Source organism: Geodermatophilus sp. CPCC 205506 (assembly GCF_051383635.1).
Taxonomy (GTDB): Bacteria; Actinomycetota; Actinomycetes; order Mycobacteriales; family Geodermatophilaceae; genus Geodermatophilus.
In genome coordinates, this window is sequence record NZ_JALPKP010000053.1 from 1 (window position 1) to 15,789 (window position 15,789).

At 74.9% G+C, this 15,789-nt stretch carries 16 protein-coding genes and 3 pseudogenes; 6 read left to right on the top strand and 13 right to left on the bottom strand.

Annotated features, from left to right (window positions below; all coding sequences use genetic code 11):
- Nucleotides 1-201: pseudogene (locus MY520_RS23110) on the top strand (HNH endonuclease); the annotation flags it as partial.
- Between the two features lie 114 nt (nt 202-315).
- On the opposite strand, the gene MY520_RS23115 reads toward MY520_RS23110, so the two are convergent.
- From MY520_RS23115 to MY520_RS23135, 5 genes and pseudogenes are all read right to left on the bottom strand, one after another.
- The gene (locus tag MY520_RS23115; protein WP_436694926.1) at nt 316-630 is read right to left on the bottom strand and encodes a hypothetical protein; all 315 of its coding nucleotides are present in this window, start codon (nt 628-630) and stop codon (nt 316-318) included.
- Nucleotides 627-1,394: a ParA family protein gene (locus MY520_RS23120; protein ID WP_436694928.1), complete on the bottom strand. Its 768-nt coding sequence runs from the start codon at nt 1,392-1,394 to the stop codon at nt 627-629. Before MY520_RS23120 ends, MY520_RS23115 begins: the two co-directional genes overlap by 4 nt.
- Nucleotides 1,395-1,545: 151 nt before the next feature.
- Nucleotides 1,546-2,994, bottom strand: a complete 1,449-nt coding sequence (locus tag MY520_RS23125; protein WP_436694930.1) for an amidase family protein — start codon at nt 2,992-2,994, stop codon at nt 1,546-1,548.
- Between the two features lie 156 nt (nt 2,995-3,150).
- Complete coding sequence (locus tag MY520_RS23130; RefSeq protein ID WP_436694932.1) at nt 3,151-3,915, bottom strand: DUF4872 domain-containing protein; 765 nt, start codon at nt 3,913-3,915, stop codon at nt 3,151-3,153.
- A pseudogene (locus tag MY520_RS23135) lies at nt 3,905-4,474 on the bottom strand (BtrH N-terminal domain-containing protein); the annotation flags it as partial. The pseudogene MY520_RS23135 and the gene MY520_RS23130, both read right to left, overlap by 11 nt.
- A gap of 335 nt (nt 4,475-4,809) precedes the next feature.
- Here MY520_RS23135 and MY520_RS23140 point away from each other — a divergent pair.
- Nucleotides 4,810-5,811 carry an NAD(P)H-dependent glycerol-3-phosphate dehydrogenase gene (locus MY520_RS23140; RefSeq protein ID WP_436694933.1) on the top strand — a complete coding sequence of 334 codons (1,002 nt, stop codon included), beginning with the start codon at nt 4,810-4,812 and terminating at the stop codon, nt 5,809-5,811.
- Between the two features lie 21 nt (nt 5,812-5,832).
- On the opposite strand, the gene MY520_RS23145 is transcribed toward MY520_RS23140, so the two are convergent.
- Both MY520_RS23145 and MY520_RS23150 read right to left on the bottom strand, forming a co-directional pair.
- Nucleotides 5,833-6,450, bottom strand: a complete 618-nt coding sequence (locus tag MY520_RS23145) for a helix-turn-helix domain-containing protein (protein WP_436694935.1) — start codon at nt 6,448-6,450, stop codon at nt 5,833-5,835.
- 4 nt (nt 6,451-6,454) lie between these two features.
- Complete coding sequence (locus tag MY520_RS23150; RefSeq protein WP_436694936.1) at nt 6,455-6,886, bottom strand: VOC family protein; 432 nt, start codon at nt 6,884-6,886, stop codon at nt 6,455-6,457.
- Nucleotides 6,887-7,025: 139 nt separating this feature from the next.
- Between MY520_RS23150 and MY520_RS23155 the strand changes: the two genes are divergently transcribed.
- Nucleotides 7,026-8,225: an MFS transporter gene (locus MY520_RS23155; protein ID WP_436694937.1), complete on the top strand. Its 1,200-nt coding sequence runs from the start codon at nt 7,026-7,028 to the stop codon at nt 8,223-8,225.
- Here the strand turns inward: MY520_RS23155 and MY520_RS23160 are convergent.
- The 5 genes and pseudogenes from MY520_RS23160 to MY520_RS23180 form a co-directional block, all read right to left on the bottom strand.
- Nucleotides 8,203-9,066 carry an amidohydrolase family protein gene (locus tag MY520_RS23160; protein ID WP_436694965.1) on the bottom strand — a complete coding sequence of 288 codons (864 nt, stop codon included), beginning with the start codon at nt 9,064-9,066 and terminating at the stop codon, nt 8,203-8,205. The genes MY520_RS23155 and MY520_RS23160 overlap by 23 nt on opposite strands.
- A gap of 5 nt (nt 9,067-9,071) precedes the next feature.
- Nucleotides 9,072-9,995, bottom strand: coding sequence for an SDR family oxidoreductase (locus tag MY520_RS23165; RefSeq protein WP_436694938.1), 924 nt, complete (start codon nt 9,993-9,995; stop codon nt 9,072-9,074).
- A gap of 73 nt (nt 9,996-10,068) precedes the next feature.
- A complete protein-coding gene (locus tag MY520_RS23170; protein WP_436694940.1) occupies nt 10,069-10,491 on the bottom strand; it encodes a maleylpyruvate isomerase family mycothiol-dependent enzyme in 423 nt (140 codons plus the stop codon).
- Nucleotides 10,492-10,546: 55 nt separating this feature from the next.
- Nucleotides 10,547-10,837: pseudogene (locus MY520_RS23175) on the bottom strand (maleylpyruvate isomerase N-terminal domain-containing protein); the annotation flags it as partial.
- 32 nt (nt 10,838-10,869) lie between these two features.
- The gene (locus MY520_RS23180) at nt 10,870-10,995 is read right to left on the bottom strand and encodes a hypothetical protein (protein WP_436694941.1); all 126 of its coding nucleotides are present in this window, start codon (nt 10,993-10,995) and stop codon (nt 10,870-10,872) included.
- A 191-nt stretch (nt 10,996-11,186) separates the two neighbouring features.
- Here MY520_RS23180 and MY520_RS23185 point away from each other — a divergent pair, with 191 nt between their 5' ends.
- Complete coding sequence (locus tag MY520_RS23185) at nt 11,187-12,050, top strand: PaaX family transcriptional regulator (protein WP_436694942.1); 864 nt, start codon at nt 11,187-11,189, stop codon at nt 12,048-12,050.
- A gap of 15 nt (nt 12,051-12,065) precedes the next feature.
- Here the strand turns inward: MY520_RS23185 and MY520_RS23190 are convergent, their stop codons facing one another.
- Nucleotides 12,066-12,305, bottom strand: coding sequence for a hypothetical protein (locus MY520_RS23190; protein WP_436694943.1), 240 nt, complete (start codon nt 12,303-12,305; stop codon nt 12,066-12,068).
- 223 nt (nt 12,306-12,528) lie between these two features.
- Here MY520_RS23190 and treS point away from each other — a divergent pair, with 223 nt between their 5' ends.
- Together treS and MY520_RS23200 are read left to right on the top strand one after the other, a co-directional pair.
- Nucleotides 12,529-14,721, top strand: a complete 2,193-nt coding sequence (gene treS / locus MY520_RS23195) for a maltose alpha-D-glucosyltransferase (protein ID WP_436694944.1) — start codon at nt 12,529-12,531, stop codon at nt 14,719-14,721.
- Nucleotides 14,722-14,812: 91 nt separating this feature from the next.
- Entirely contained in the window at nt 14,813-15,784 is a 972-nt protein-coding gene (locus MY520_RS23200) for a patatin-like phospholipase family protein (protein WP_436694946.1), read from the top strand.
- The last annotated feature ends 5 nt before the right edge of the window (nt 15,785-15,789 follow it).

The window sequence follows — 15,789 nt, forward strand, 5'->3', positions numbered from 1 at the left end:
CGCAGCCACCACCGGCTCAAGACCCACGCCCGCGGCTGGCGGTTCGTCATGGACGCCGACGGCACCCTGCACGTCACCACACCCTCGGGAGTCACCCGCAGCACCCGACCACCCGGGCTCGACCGCCGACCACCCGACCCGCCGGCAGCGGCCACGACACCGCCCACGTCCGGCCCCGCCGACGACCCGCCACCGTTCTGAGGCCGGACCGACCCCACGAGACGACCTGTCGACACGTCGACGTGCCGACCTCCGGACGCACTGGCTGGAGGCGACGGAGGCGGCGGGCTCAGCGCGCCGACACACCCGTGTGGATCAGCGGCCGCGACCCGTGGTGGAGATCCGCACCGGGCCGGCCGTGAGGACCAGACCCCTGCCGGCACCGCCGGGTCGCAGGCTCGGTGCCGACCACCGGAACGGCGTCACCCGGACGTCGACGACGGGCGTCTGCGGGTCCGTGGTCTCCGACGGCTGCGCCGGGGCCGACGACGGCTGCGCCGGGGCCGACGCCGGGTGCGCCGGCTCCGGCCGCCCCACGGGCATCGGGGCGGCCTGACGGAGGTCGGCCAGCAGGTCGTCCTGGAGGGCCCGCGGGCGAGGAGACGGCGGAGAGGACGGCTTCGTGGTCATGCGGGGACCCTTTCGGCGGCGGCGAGCACCTCGTCCGCGAGCGCCGTGTAGGCGTCCGCGACCGGGCTGGTCGGTTGGGAGAGCACGACAGGTCGCTTGGCGAGCGTGCTGGTCGGCACCCGCCGGGACAGCGGGACACGGGTCGCGAGCAGCGGCAGCCCGGTGTCCTCGAGGGCGCCGGCGACCTCGCGGGCGGCGCGCCCCCGGTGGTCCCACACGGCGCAGGCCACCCCGACGAGCACGGCGGAGGTGTTCTCGTAGGCGCGCTGCTGGTCCAGGAAGGTCGCGACCCGGACGGCCCCGAGGGCCGATCCGGGGTCACTCGTGAAGACGGTGAGCACGGCGTCCGCGGCGCAGAGGGCGGCGAGGGTGAGGCCGCCCAGGTCGCCGCGGGTGTCGAGCACGACGTGGTCGTAGTCGCCGAGCAGCGGTCGCAGCACGCGGCGGACGCTGGTGACGAGGCCACCCGTGCCGGCCAGTCGGGCGGCCGCGGTCTCCAGCGCCGGGTGGGCCGGCAGGAGGTCCAGCCCGGGGGCGACGTCGTGCCGGATGACCGCCCGGGCGTCGGCCGCCGGGTCCTCAAGGAGTGCGGCCAGGCTGTCGTCCGGGCGCTTGGCGACGACACCGAAGGCCCGTCCCAAGCTGTCCTGCGGGTCGACGTCCACGGCGAGCACCCGGCTCCGGCGGGCGAGTGCGGCGGCGAGGTTCGCCGCGGTCGTCGTCTTGCCCACACCGCCCTTGGAGGAGCAGACAGCCAGGCGCATGCGAGGAGTGTGGCGACCGACGGCGCCCCGGCCCGGGAGGCGGGGCCCAGCGCCGGAGCGACGCCGCCCCACGGGACCCACTGTGCGCAGCATCACCATCCGCCCGTCCCGGGGGCCACCGCTGTCGCCACGGTGGCCCCCGGAACGACGATCAGCGCGGGTCGATGGGCGTGAAGACGCCCGCCCGTGCCTCGATCACCTCTGCGGCGTCGAGGATGCCGTTCTCGTCGAAGCGGCGGCCGAGCAGCTGCACTCCGACAGGGAGGCCGCCGGCCACGCCGGTGGGGACCGACAGCGCCGGGAAGCCGAGCACAGGGATCGCCATCATGGACGCCTGCGCCGCCATCACCCGCCGCATGCTCTCCACGCTGGCGATGTCGGCGTCCTGCTCGAACGCCTGCTCCGCCGAGACGGGCAGCAGGACGGTGGAGTAGCGCTGCATGAACTCCGCGAGGACCCGGATCAGCGTGCCCCGCCGGGCGTACCCGTTCATGTAGTCGGTCAGCCCGGGCTGAGCGCCCCACCACTCGGAGGAGACGGCGTAATAGCCCGCCGCCGCGCGCTGCATGCCCTCGTCGCCGACCTCCTCGACCAGCGGCATGATCTGGCGGAACTCCGCCATGCACAGCAGGTACCAGAGCCGGTAGGCCTCGGTCAGCAGTGGCAGCTCGACCTCCTCGACGACGTAGCCGGCATCGGTCAGCCAGCCGGCGGCCTGGTCCAGCGCGGCGCCGACCTCCGCCGTCGGCGTGGCGACGCCGTGGTCGCGTACCAGCGCGACACGGAGGGGGCGTCCGGCCGGCGGCGCCACGGGCGCGCCCGGCACGTGGAAGGGGTCGCGGGGATCGTCGCCGGTCAGCCCGTCGAGCGCCAGGCGGGCGTCGCCGACGGAGCGGGTCAGCGGGCCCTGCACGAGCATCGACTGCACCGACAGTGCGGGGTCGACACCCTCAGGCCCGTAGAGCCCGGCCACCCGGCCCACGGTCGGGCGGAGTCCGACCAGGCCGCAGGCGTAGGCCGGGTACCGGACGGAGCCGCCGATGTCGTTGCCGTGGGCGATCGGCACCATCCCGGCCGCGACCGCCGCGCTCGCGCCACCACTCGACCCGCCCGGAGTGCGCGAGGCGTCCCACGGGTTGAGCGTCCGCCCGTGCAGGTCGTTGTCGGTGAACCAGCGGTAGGAGAACGCCGGGGTGTTGCTGCGGCCGAGCAGGACCGCCCCGGAGCGGCGCAGGTTGGCGACGTGCGGGCTGTCGGTCGAGGCGATGTTGTCCTTGAACGCCGCGACGCCGTTGGTCGTGGCGTGCTCGGTCTGATCGGAGTTCACCTTGATCGCGACGGGGACCCCGTGCAGCGGCCCGAGCTCGGCGCCGGACGCGGTCAGCCGGTCGGCCTCCGCGGCGCACGCCAGCGCTTCGTCCGGGCGCACCTCCACCAGGGCGTTCAACCCCGGGTTGACCGCGTCGATGCGGTCCAGGCAGCTCTGGACGACCTCGCGTGCCGAGATCGATCGCGTGGCGACGCCGTGCGCCACCTGCCGGGCCGACCAGCGCCACAGCGCTTCCGAGTCGGCGTGGGCAGCGTCTGTGATCGGGGTCATGCGGGGCCTCCGGGCCAAGGGGAAGAGGGGGAACGCAGGAGGATCCTCTACACCCGTCCTGTCGCCGTCAAGCAGACATGTAGCAGATCCGGCACGCGGGCCGACCCCTGACAGGGGAGGGCGGAGGCCGCACGGGCCCCGCCCGCCCCACCTCCGTCAGGCGCCGGCGAGCAGGCCGCCGAGCCGGCGCACCGCCGCGACCTCGGCATCGTGGATCCCGCCGAGGTGCCGGCTCATCTCGGCGCGGATCGCGGCGAGGCGGTCGCCGTCCAGCGGGGGAGCGTCGGCGTGCTCGGCCCGCAGCCGCCAGAGCTCCTCGGCGGCGGTGGCCCGTTCCCCGGCGCCCGCGTCGCCCTCGGCGACCGCGCCGGTGACGGTCGCACTGAGCTCGCGGAGCCGGGCGATCGTGGGGACGTCGTCGGGCAGCGCGGTCTCGGCGAGGGCGTGCCAGCGCGTCGCGATCTCCCGCCACCGCTGCGCCTCGGCGACCAACTCCGGCTCGTCCAGCACCGCGGCGGCCTGCGCCAGCCCGTCGGCGAACAGGCCGCGCAGGTGGCCGCCGTCCATCCCGGCGGGCTCGACGGCTTCCCACACGCTGGCCAGTGCCCTCAGCAGCCCGCGCCCGTCGGCGAACACCGTCGGCCAGCCCTTCGCGGCGCGGGCCGTCGACGAGCAGCCGCGACCACCGGCGCCAGGCGGGCAGGGCGAAGGAGGTCGAGCTGCCGCCGAGGTGGTCGACGGTGGCCCGGAGACCCTCGAGCACCGCGGCGCGCAGCCGGTCGGCCGGCACGACGGTGCCGGTGGAGCGGACGACGAGCATGGCGTTCCGGTAGCTGCCGACCCGGGCCCGCGCCCGGTCGAGGTCGGCGACCGGCACGGTGAGCGGCGCCAGCGTGCGGTCGTCGACGTGCACCCGCCCACCCGACGAGGCGTAGGCGACGACCGGGTGACCGCCGCCGCCGTCGAGGAAGGGCGGCAGGTGCCAGTAGCCGGCGTGGTAGCGGTCCGGCCAGATGATCGCCGGGTCGCCGTCGGCCAGCGTCGAGGCCAGCGCCCGGGCGGCGCCGGCCGCGCCACCGGTGCGCGCCCACGTGGCGTCCAGCCCCAGCCGGTCGACGGTCGTGGCCAGGCGCCGGTCGAAGTACTGCCACGAGTGGGTGAACCCGAGGGTGACGATCCGACCGTCGTCGTGGGCGAACTCCCACAGGATGTAGCCGGCGCCGAGGCCGCCGCCGACGACGAGCAGCAGCGGCTCGGTCAGCGGCCCGTCGGGGCCGGTGACACCGCGGTGTGCGAGCACGTTCGCGAGGGCCGCGGTGTCGGGGTCGGTGCCGCCCCGCAGCGCCCACCCGGCGTCGACGGCGGGGCCGGCGCCGTCGCCCGCCGAACCGACGACGTGGGCGCGCGCGACGGCGTACCGCTCCCCGGTGCGGGCCATGCGCGCACGCACGCGGGCCTTGAGCTGCTTGGCAGTGGTCATGGTCGGACTCTCCCGGCCGCGCTGCGGTGGTCGGCTCCACGCGCCGTCCGCCGCCGCAGCCGTGGTGTCCGGAGCTGCACACGCCAGGGCCGTACCGGCACCTCGAGGCTCTCGCAGTCCCCTTTGCCCCGCGGTGCCGGCCCGCGTGGAGGGCCGGTCTGGGGTTGGGCGTGAGGCACGCCGGGGCCCAGCGTAGGGGACGTGCCGGCCGGCGGCGGCGGGAGAACCGCGTCGGGCGAGTACCTCGCCCGACGGACGGGGGCCATCCTGTCCGGGCCGGGTGATCGGTGTGCGCGGGGTGCGCCGTCGCCGGACGGCCGCGAGGGAGGACGACGATGAGGGTGACGGTTCTCGGGGCCGGGTCGTGGGGGACGACGGTGGCCGCGCTGCTGTGCCGGCGGGACCACGAGGTGCTGCTGTGGGCGCGAAAGCCCGACGTGGCGGCCGAGGTCACCGAGCAGCGCAGCAACGCCGCGTACCTCCCCGGCGCCCGGCTCCCCGCCCGGCTGCGCGCCACCGCCGACCTGGAGCAGGCCGCCCGGCACGCCGAGCTGCTGGTCGTCGGCGTGCCTACCGGCGCGTTCCGGGACACCCTCGAGCAGGCCCGTCCGTACCTGGCGCCGTGGTTCCCGGTGGTGAGCCTGAGCAAGGGGCTCGAGCGCGACACCCACCTGCGCATGACCCAGGTGGTCGAGGAGGTCCTGCCGGGGCGGCCTGCCGCAGCGCTCACCGGGCCGAACCTCGCGCGGGAGATCATGGCCGGCCAGGCGGCGGCCAGCGTGATCGCGACCACCGACCTGTCCGTCGCCGCCGCCCTGCAGCGCGAGGTGGGCCGCGGGGTGTTCCGCGTCTACACGCACCACGACGTGGTCGGCTGCGAGATCGGCGGTGCGCTCAAGAACGTCGTCGCCATCGCCACCGGCATGGCGCAGGGCCTGGGGGTCGGTGACAACACCCGCGCGGCGGTGATGGCACGCGGCCTGGCCGAGCTCACCACCCTGGCCGTGGCCATGGGCGGCGAGGCGGCCACCCTGGCCGGGCTGGCGGGCATGGGCGACCTGGTCGCCACCTGCATGAGCCCGCAGAGCCGCAACCGCCACGTGGGCGAGCAGCTGGGCCTGGGCCGGACGCTGGACGAGGTGCTCGGCGAGATGCGGATGGTCGCCGAGGGGGTGAAGACGGTGGCCACGGTGGTGGAGCTGGCCGACGAGCGCGGGCTGCACATGCCGATCGCGCGCACGATCCAGGACGTGGTCAGCGGCGGGATCCGCGCGGCCGACGCGTACAGCGGGCTGATCCGGGCCGTGCCGGCCGGGCACGAGTCCGATCCGGGCTGAGGACCCCGCGGGCGGGGACGGTCAGGGGGCCAGGGCGACGGTGCGGAGGAACTCCACCGGGACGTCGCCGTCGTTGCCGTAGGTGTAGGGCCGGTCGCTGCGCAGCCGGCTCGAGGCCCCGGCCGGGACGACGACCCGCTGCTCGTCGGCGGTGAGCGTCAGCGCGCCGGTCAGCACGTAGAACAGCTCCTGGGACCTCGCCGGGTCGGCGCGGCCGCGGTAGGTGTCCCCGGGGACGAGGCGCCACCGCCACAGGTCGGCCGACCGGGATCCGGCGGCCGCCTCGAGGAGGTGGGCGGTACTGCCCGCCGCGCTCGACCACACGAGGACGTGCACGCCGGTGTCGTGCACCTCGATCGGCGACCCGGACGTGCCGGCGTCCAGCAGCTCGGTGAACTCGGTGCCCAGCCGGCGGGCGATCCGGGTGACCGTGACGAGGCTGGGGTTGGCCTGCCCGAGCTCGATCTGGGTGAGCAGCCGGCGGCTGATCCCCGCGCGGTCGGCGAGCTGCTGCACCGTGAGGGAGCTGCTGGTGCGTTGCGCCCGGATGCGGGCACCGACCTGCGCGAGGAAGTCGCGGGCGAGCTCGCCCTCGCCGGTCAGCGCCCCGGCGTCCTCGTCGTGGTCCCCGGCCGTCACGGGATCAGACCGCGAACAGCGCGCTCAGGTCGGCGAAGGCCTTGAACTCCAGCGCGTTGCCGGAGGGGTCGAGGAAGAACATCGTCCACTGCTCGCCGGGCTCGCCCCGGAAGCGGACGTAGGGCTCGATGACGAACTGCGTGCCCGCGTCGGTCAGCCGCTGCGCGAGCTCCTGGAACCGCTCGACGCCCAGCACCAGCCCGAAGTGCGGCACCGGCACGTCGTGGCCGTCGACCGGGTTGGTGCCCGCCACGGCGTTGACGTGACCGTCGACCTGGTGCGTGACGACCTGGTGGCCGTCGAGGTTCCAGTCGGTCCAGCGCTCGGCGGAGCGACCCCGGCCGAAACCGAGGACCTCACCGTAGAAGTGGCGGGCCGCCTCGATGTCGTGCACCGGGATGGCGAGGTGGAACGGCGGCAGCTGTGGGGTGGCCATGTGAGCAGTCTACTGCGCATCCGCGATCCCCAGGCTGCGCATGGCAGGGTCGTATCCGGGCGAGACGTCGCCGATCTCGGGAGAGGAGCGGGTCCTGGAAGAGGTCCGGCCTGCGCGAACCCGGCGTCGGCGGCCGGCCGTGCCGGGACGGGCAGCCGCGCCGGGAGAGGCCACCGCGCCGCTGAAGCTGCTCCAGGCCGTGGGCCTGGTCAGCACGCTGGACCGGTTCGCGATGGCGCCGATGCTGGTGGCCATCGCGGCGGACCTCCGGGCTCCGGTGGCGGCGGTGGTCGCCGCCGCGGGCGCCTACTTCCTGGTCTACGGGCTGTCCCAGCCGCTCTGGGGCGTCGCCGCCGACCGGTTCGGGCGGGTGCCGACGATGCGGGTCGCCCTGCTGCTGGCCGGCCTGCTGACCGCGGTCTCGGCCCTGTCCGGCTCCGTCGCCGTCCTGGCCGTCACCCGCGGTCTGGCCGGGGGCTTCTTCGGCGCGGCCTACCCCTCCTGCCTGATCTACCTCGGTGACACCGTGCCCGCGGGCGCGCGGCAGCACGCGATCGCGCGGTTGATGGTCGGCGTGGCGGTCGGCACGGCGGTCGCGTCCGCGGGGGCGGGCGTCCTCGCCGACCGGTTCTCCTGGCGCGCGGCCTTCCTCGCCACCGGCGTCGGTGCGCTGGTGCTGGTCTGGGTGCTGCGCTCCCTGCCCGAGCCGCGGACCGGTCGCGCCCGGACGTCGCCGCTGGAGTCGGTGCGCCGGATCGCCCGGTCCCGGCCCGCGCTCCTGGTGCTGGGGCTGGCGTTCACCGAGGGGGCCGTGCTCATCGGCGTCCTGACCCTCGTCCCGGTCGCCGCCCACGCCGGCGGCGCCTCGCTCTCGCTCGCCGGCGTGGCGACCGCCGTGTACGGCGCCGCGGTGCTGGTCGGGTCCGCGGTGGTGGGGCGCCTGTCGCGCACCTGGCACCCCTGGCGGCTGATCGTGGCAGGCGGCGCGCTCGCGGTCCTCGGCTGCGCGCTGCTGGCCGTCTCGCAGGACGTCGGGACGGCGGCCACGGGCGCCGGCCTGCTGGGCCTGACCTGGACGGCGTTGCACACGTCGCTGCAGACCTGGGCGACCGAGGTCCTCCCGGCGGCCCGGGCCCTGGTGGTGGCGTGCTTCGCCGGGGCCCTGTTCGCCGGCAGCTCGGTGGCCGCGGTCGCCCTGGCCGACCTGGTCGACGCGGGCCGGTTCACCGTCATCTTCGCCGTGGCCGCCGTCCTCGCGACCGTCCTGACCGCCGTGGCCGCCGTCGCCCGGTCCCGCTGGGTGCCGGCGCCGGACGTCAGCGCAGACCCAGCGCTCTGATGGCGTTCTCCTTCATCACCAGCGGCCTGACCTCGTCCCGGATCTCGAGCTGCTCGAAGTCGCGGATCCAGCGCTCGGGCCGCAGCAGCGGGTAGTCGGAGCCGAACAGCACCTTCTTCTTGAGCAGGGTGTTGGCGGCGCGGACCAGCTGCGGCGGGAAGTACTTGGGCGACCAGCCGGAGAGGTCGATGTAGACGTTGGCCTTGTGCTGGGCGACGGAGATGGCGGCGTCCTGCCAGGGCACCGAGGGGTGGGCCATGATGATCGTCAGGCCGGGGAAGTCGGCGGCGACGTCGTCGAGCAGCATCGGGTCGGAGTAGCGCAGTTTGATGCCGCGGCCGCCGGGGAGCCCGGAGCCGATGCCGGTCTGGCCGGTGTGGAACAGCGCCGGCACCCCGAGGGACTGCAGCTCCTCGTAGAGCGGGTAGACCCGCCGGTCGTGGGGCTGGAAGTCCTGCAGGCTGGGGTGGAACTTGAAGCCGCGGACCCCGTGCTCCTCCACCAGCGTCCGGGCCAGCCGCACCCCGGCCCTGCCACGGGCCGGGTCGATCGAGCCGAACGGGATCAGCACGTCGGCGTGCTGCGCGGCGGCCTCGGCGATCTCCTCGTTGGACAGCGTCATGTGCCCGGTCGCGGCCTCGGCGTCCACGGTGAAGATGACGGCGGCCATCTGCTTGTCGCGGTAGTCGGCGGCGATGTCGTGCACGGTGGGGTCGTACGGGTCGCCCTTGAAGTACTGGGCGGCCGCGGTGTTGAGCTCGTCGTCCAGGGCCAGGTGGCCGTGCAGGTCGGCGTGGACGTGCACGTGCACGTCGATGGCGACCAGCGCGTCGAGGTCCAGGGCCGTCACCGGGTGGCCTCGCCCTCGGCCGGGGGCTCGAACTGCTGGCCGACGGTCTGCTGGGCGGAGGCGTACGTGTCCGGCCAGATGGCCGCGATGGCGTCGGCCGACCAGCCGGTGCCGTCGGCGAACTCGACGACGACCTCGGCCGGGTGGGACCACAGCGCCAGCCGGTCACCGCCGATCCCGATGGCCTGGCCGCTGATGCCGGCGGCGGCGTCGGAGGCGAGGAAGGCGACGACGCCGGCGGCGTCCTCCGGGGTGCCGAAGCCCAGCTGCTTGCGCGCGTAGGACGGCAGGGGCTCGCCGGCCTTGAGCTTCTCGATGTAGGGCTGCACGAACGGCACGGTCTCGGTCATGGCCGTGGCGGCGACCGGGACGACGGCGTTGACGGTGATCTGGGCGCGGGCCAGCTCCATGGCCCAGGTGCGGACCATGCCGACGATGCCGGCCTTGGCCGCGGCGTAGTTGGTCTGGCCGAAGTTGCCGACCTGGCCGGTGGGGGAGCCGATGCAGATGATCCGGCCGCCGTCGCCCTGCTCGCGCATGCGGATGGCGGCGGCGCGGGTGCAGGTGAAGGTGCCGCGCAGGTGGGTGGCGATGACCGCGTCGAAGGCCTCGTCGGTCATCTTCCAGAGCGTGGCGTCGCGCAGGATGCCGGCGTTGTTGACCAGGACGTCCAGCCGCCCGAACTCGCTCACCGCCCGGTCGACCAGCGCCTGCGCGGCCTCGGAGGTGCCGACCGGGACGACCTCGGCGACGGCGGTGCCGCCGGCGCCGGTGATGGCGGCGACGGCGGCCTCGGCGACTGCGGCGTCGACGTCGTTGACGACGACCGCAGCTCCGCTGCGGGCGAGCTCGGTGGCGTAGGCGAGGCCGAGGCCCCGTCCGCTGCCGGTGACGATGGCGACCTTGCCGGAGAGATCCACTGCGGTACTCCTCTACCTGGGACGCGGCCCGCCGGGTGGCGGGCGCGGTGGTGCGCTGTCCGCGGGACGGCGGTCAGGGGCGGGCGGGGGCTCCGGCCGGGCGGCCGGGTCCGGGTGGTCCGGCGAAGGCCTGGGCGACGTCGAGCCACCGGTCGGCGTCGGCACCGTCGGCGCGCAGGTGCAGGTCGGCGCGGTGCCGGCGCTGGGTGACGCGCAGGCAGAAGTCGAGGGCCGGTCCGGTGACCCGCTGGGCCGCCTCGACCGGGCCCCACGTCCAGAGGTCGCCGTCCGGGCCGGTCAGCTCGACCCGGAACTCCTCGCCGGGGGGCGGCTGGCCGTGCTGGCGGAAGGCGAAGTCGCGGGTGCGCACGCCCAGGTGCGCGACGGCCCGCAGCCGCGGCGTGGCGGGAGTGGCCCGCCCGAGGGCGTCGCGGACGTCGACGCCGTGCGCCCAGGTCTCCATGAGCCGGGCCGTCGCCATGGACGCCGCGCTCATGTCCGGGCCCGAACCAGGGGAGCGCCGCGCCGGGCGGGAGGGCGGCCAGGGCCGTCGCGAGCGCGGCGCGCGCCGTCCGCCACCGGTCCAGCAGCTCGGCCGGTGGGGCGGCCGCACCGGCCTGGGCCGCAGGCTCCACCTCCTTGGCGACGTCCGGCCCGGCGGCGTCCCGGTCGGCCCGGAACCGCTCGGGCTCCGTCGCCGCCCGCAGGGCGACCTCGTCGGTCCAGGCGAGGTGGGCGATCTGGTGGGCGACGGTCCAGCCGGCCGCGGGGGTGGGGGTGGCCCACCCGGCGGCCGGCAGGCCCGCGACGAGCCCGTCCAGCTCCCCGGCCTCCTGGGCCATGTCGTCCAGGAGGCCGGTCAGCAGCGCGGAGGTCACGAGGTGGCCGTCGGCTGCAGCGCCGGGTCGGCCGCGGCCATCCGGCGCAGCTCGGCCCGCTGGATCGTGGTGGAGGCGGTCATCGGCAGGTCGTCGACCACCCGCCGGGCCCGCGGGACCATGAACCACGAGGGGCCTTCCGCCGGAGGGGTGGAGGGAGCGGACCGTGCGCGCAGAGCCGGGGACGCGCAGCCGACGAGTCGTGCTGCGCATCAGGGGGAAGGTAGAAGTAGGCGTGACGCGCGTCAAGCGCCCGTCTAACGTTGGACGTGTTGCGGGCGCGTGGCCGCACGCGTCCGGAGAGGGGTCACGGATGAGTGCCGAGGCAGCGGAGGTACCCGAGCCGACCGGCGAGGAACCCGCCGCACCGCCGAACGGTCACCGGCCCCAGGCACTGGTGTTCAGCTTCTTCGGTGGCGTGGTCCGCGGCCGCGACCTGCCGCCGATCCCGACGTCGGTGTTCCTGCGGCTGCTCGGCGGGCTCGGTGTCGCGGAGGCCGCCGCCCGCGCCACCCTCGCGCGGATGACGCGCAAGGGGCTGCTGGAGCGTATCCAGGTCGGCCGGGCCGCGCACTACCGGCTCACGCCGGAGGCCGATGCGCTCGTGCGCAAGGCCGACGAGCGGGTCTCCGCCCCCGCACCGTTCGAGCAGCCCGACGGGCAGTGGACCCTGCTGAGCTACTCGATGCCCGAGAGCCGGCGCGACCTGCGGCACAAGCTGCGGGCCACGCTCACCTGGGCGGGTTTCGGCGGCCTGCGGGACGGGCTGTGGATCGCGCCGGGCACCATCGACGTCGGCGCGGTCTTCGCCGACGCCGGGCTGTCGGAGGCGGCCGGCCTGGCGGAGTGGTTCAGCGCCTCGCCGCTGCCCGGCGTCCGGGTCGAGCGGTTCATCCGGCGGGCCTGGCCGGTCGACCGGATCCAGGAGGAGCACGAGACCTTCGTCCGGACCTGGTGGTCGTGGTCCGAGAACGAGGACCCGCTGGGCCAGGTGACGCTGCTCGGCGCGGACTGGCTGCGGGTGCTGCGGGCCGATCCCGGGCTGCCGGCGCGCTTCCTGTCACCGGACTGGCCCGCCGCGCGGAGTGCGGCCGCCTACCGCCGCTGCTACGACGCGCTGCTGCCGGCGGCCCAGCGGTGCCTGGCCGTCGAGCTCGGGCAGGCCGTGCCCGGCTGAGCCGGTCGGGAGCGGTCAGTCGCCGGGCCCGGCCGGCTCGTCCCGCGTCGCGTCCTGGTACCGGCGGAACCGCAGGGACTCGACCAGCACGTAGCCGAACAGGACGCACCAGGCGAAGCTGAGGAACGCCCGCCCCCAGTCCGCGTCCACGAGCAGCACCACCAGCTGCCAGAGGTTGTAGGCCAGCGCGCCGCCGGCGAGCACCTGCACGCCGCGGTTGCCGAACCAGGGCGGGCGGAGCGGAACGGGAGCCACGACGCCACGCTAGTCCGGGGACGGGTGTGCACCGCGCGCCGCCGGGCCGCTCGGGGAGCGGCCGGTCGTTTCCCGGGGGCGTCGGGAGGGCAGTCGACCGGTGACCGTCCCGCGCCGCCCGGTGCCGCCGGATGCGGCATCGTCGGATGTCGCAGCCCCGGGGGCACGCAGGCCGGCGCGGCGACCCAGGACCGCCTCCGCCCCTCAGCAGTTGGGAGTTCTCATGACCGAGCGGGCCGCTCCCGAACCCAGCGAGATCACCTACGACGAGCAGTACTACCCGGCACGTCCCCGCCCGCTGCGGCCCTCCGTCCGGCGCTTCGTCCGGACCGCTCGGCCCGAGGGCATGAACGGCGAGCCGGTCGCCGAGAACCACGAGTACGTGGAGTGGCTCGAGGAGCACTCCATGCTGCGGGACGCGAACGCGATCGCCTCCCAGCTGTCGGGGCAGGGCAGCATGTGGCAGAACCCGTACGCCAGCCCCAACCCCCGCATGGCCGTCGACCGGGCGCCGGTCTGGTTCACCGCCTATCCCATCTCCTTCATCACCGCGCCCGGCAAGAGCTATCTGGCCAGCCTCGGGGACGAGCAGCTCTGGGACGCCTTCGACCAGATCGGGATCACCGCCGTCCACACCGGTCCGGTCAAGATCGCCGGTGGCCTGAACGGGTGGCACCCGACGCCGTCGGTCGACGGGCACTTCGACCGCATCAGCATGCAGATCGACCCGGCCTTCGGCAGCGAGGAGGACTTCCGGACGCTGACCGTGACGGCGGCCGCGCACGGCGGCGTGGTCATCGACGACATCGTCCCGGGTCACACCGGGAAGGGCGCGGACTTCCGGCTCGCCGAGATGGCCGTCAAGGACTTCCCGGGCATCTACCACATGGTGCAGATCGAGCCGCCCGACTGGCACCTGCTGCCCGACGTCCCGCAGGGGCGCGACTCGGTGAACATCGACGCCAAGGCCGAGGCCGCGCTGGCCCGGGCGGGGTACATCATCGGCGAGCTGCAGCGGGTCATCTTCTACGAGCCCGGCGTCAAGGAGACCAACTGGAGCGCCACCCGACCGGTCAGGGGGGTGGACGGGGTGGAGCGGCGCTGGGTCTACCTGCACTACTTCAAGGCCGGTCAGCCCTCCATCAACTGGCTCGATCCCTCGTTCGCCGGCATGCGACTGGTCATCGGCGACGCCGCCCACTCCATCGCGGACCTCGGTTCGGGGGCCCTCCGCCTGGACGCCAACGGCTTCCTCGGCGTGGAGAAGAGCGCGGAGGGGCTGCCGGCCTGGTCGGAGGGCCACCCGCTGTCCGAGGCCGCGAACCACTTCATCGCCAGCATGGTGCGCAAGATGGGCGGCTTCACGTTCCAGGAGCTGAACCTGGCGATGGACGACGTGAAGGCGATGGGTGAGTCCGGGGCCGACCTGTCCTACGACTTCATCACCCGGCCCGCGTACCACCACGCGCTGGTCACGGCCAACACCGAGTTCCTCCGGCTGGCGCTCAACACCTCCCTGGGCATGGGCATCGACTCGGCATCCCTGGTCCACGCGCTGCAGAACCACGACGAGCTGACGCACGAGCTCGTCCACTTCTCGACCCGGCACAAGGACGACCTCTTCCCCTACGGCGGCGAGGAGCTCACCGGGCACGAGGTCGGACACCGCGTCCGCATGGACCTGTGCGACCGGCTGACCGGGACGTGGGCGCCGTACAACCGCACGTTCACCACCAACGGCATCGCCTGCACGACGGCCAGCGTCATCACCGCCACGCTCGGCATCCGGGACCTGGACCGGATGACCCACGACGACGCGGAACTGGTCAAGCGGGTCCACCTGCTGCTGGCGATGTACAACGCGCTGCAGCCGGGCGTCTTCGCGCTCTCCGGGTGGGACCTCGTCGGCATGCTCCCGCTCGAGGCCGACCAGGTCGCCTCCCTCATCGCCGAGGGGGACACCCGCTGGATCAACCGTGGGGCGCACGACCTGATGGCCTTCGCGCCGGGCACGCAGCGGTCGGACTCCGGGATGCCCGTGGGCCGGACGCTCTACGGGACGCTCCCCGAGCAGCTCGAGGACGACAACTCCTTCGCCCGGTCCCTGGGCCGGATCATCGCGGTCCGGAACCGGTACGGCATCGCCAAGGGCGCCCAGGTCGACGTCCCCGACGTCTCCCACCGGTCGATGCTGGTCATGGTCCACGCGATCGAGAACGGGCTCGTGCAGGTCACGGTGCTGAACTTCGGCGGCGAGCCGATCGCGGGCACCGTGCGGTCGGAGCACCTCCCGGCCGGCGCCCGGGTGCTCAACCTCTTCACCGAGGACGAGATCGGGACGGTGGACGACCTGAACAGCTTCCCCGTCTGGCTGGAGGGCTACGAGGGGCTGCCCCTGCTGATCACCACCAGGTGAGCACGTCGGTGGGGGAACGCCGTCCCCGCCGGGCGGCGGCGTCCGGCGGGGAGCCCGGGCGGCGGCTGGTGCCGCGTGCCACGCTCGGCGCGTGACTCGCGTCGGCCTGGTCCTGGGCGCCGGGGGCGTCGTCGGGCAGGCCTACCACTCGGGCGTGCTGGCGGTGCTGGAGCACGACCTCGGCTTCGACGGGCGCACGGCCGAGGTCATCGTCGGCACCTCGGCCGGCTCGATCACCGGCACCCTGCTGCGGCTCGGCGTCTCGGCCGAGGACCTCGCCGCCTGGACGGTCAAGGCGCCGCTGTCCGACGAGGGCGGCGTGATGCGGCAGGTCGCCGGGACGCCGGTGCCCGCCCTGGCCCCGTTCCGCCCGCTCAGCCTGCTGCGCCCGGGACGGCTGCCGGGCCGGCACATGCTGAAGCGGGCGCTCACCCGGCCGGGGCAGTTCCGGCCGCTGGCCGCCGGGATGGCCCTGCTGCCGCCGGGACGGCACGACATCCAGGAACAGCTGGCCGCCCTGCGCGAGCTCGAGAACCCGGAGTGGCCGGAGCCCCCGCTGTGGATCTGCGCGGTCCGCCGGCGGGACGGGCGCCGCGTCGTGTTCGGCCGTCCCGGCACCCCGCCGGTGCCCATCCACCTGGCCGTGGCCGCCTCGTGCGCGGTGCCCGGCCACTTCGCCCCCGTCCGGATCGACGGGCGCAGCTACGTCGACGGCGGCGTGCACTCCCCGACGAACGCGGCCGTCCTGCGGGGGCTCCGCCTCGACGTCGTCATCGTCATCTCGCCCATGAGCGGGTCGGTCGGACGGCGGCCCGACGTCTACGCCGCGGCCCGCTGGCACTCCGGCCGCCTGCTGGACCGGGAGGTCCGGGCGCTGGAGGCCGAGGGCGTCCGGACCGTCGTCTTCGCGCCCGGCGCCGCCGAGCAACGGGTCATGGGCAACGACATGATGGCCCGCGAGCGGTTGCACGAGGTCATCCGGGAGTCCTTTCTCGCCGCCGGCCGCCGCGCCGCCGGCCCGGGGGTCGTCGACCTCATCCGGCTGGCAGCGGATCCCGGGTAGCGCCC

Bases quoted from the DNA above. Each gene is read 5' to 3' on its own strand.
- MY520_RS23115 (WP_436694926.1), bottom strand. From the start codon at position 630: ATGACCACGAAGCCGTCCTCTCCGCCGTCTCCTCGCCCGCGGGCCCTC.
- MY520_RS23120 (WP_436694928.1), bottom strand. From the start codon at position 1,394: ATGCGCCTGGCTGTCTGCTCCTCCAAGGGCGGTGTGGGCAAGACGACG.
- MY520_RS23125 (WP_436694930.1), bottom strand. From the start codon at position 2,994: ATGACCCCGATCACAGACGCTGCCCACGCCGACTCGGAAGCGCTGTGG.
- MY520_RS23140 (WP_436694933.1), top strand. From the start codon at position 4,810: ATGAGGGTGACGGTTCTCGGGGCCGGGTCGTGGGGGACGACGGTGGCC.
- MY520_RS23150 (WP_436694936.1), bottom strand. From the start codon at position 6,886: ATGGCCACCCCACAGCTGCCGCCGTTCCACCTCGCCATCCCGGTGCAC.
- MY520_RS23170 (WP_436694940.1), bottom strand. From the start codon at position 10,491: ATGAGCGCGGCGTCCATGGCGACGGCCCGGCTCATGGAGACCTGGGCG.
- MY520_RS23180 (WP_436694941.1), bottom strand. From the start codon at position 10,995: ATGGTCCCGCGGGCCCGGCGGGTGGTCGACGACCTGCCGATGACCGCC.
- MY520_RS23185 (WP_436694942.1), top strand. From the start codon at position 11,187: ATGAGTGCCGAGGCAGCGGAGGTACCCGAGCCGACCGGCGAGGAACCC.
- treS (WP_436694944.1), top strand. From the start codon at position 12,529: ATGACCGAGCGGGCCGCTCCCGAACCCAGCGAGATCACCTACGACGAG.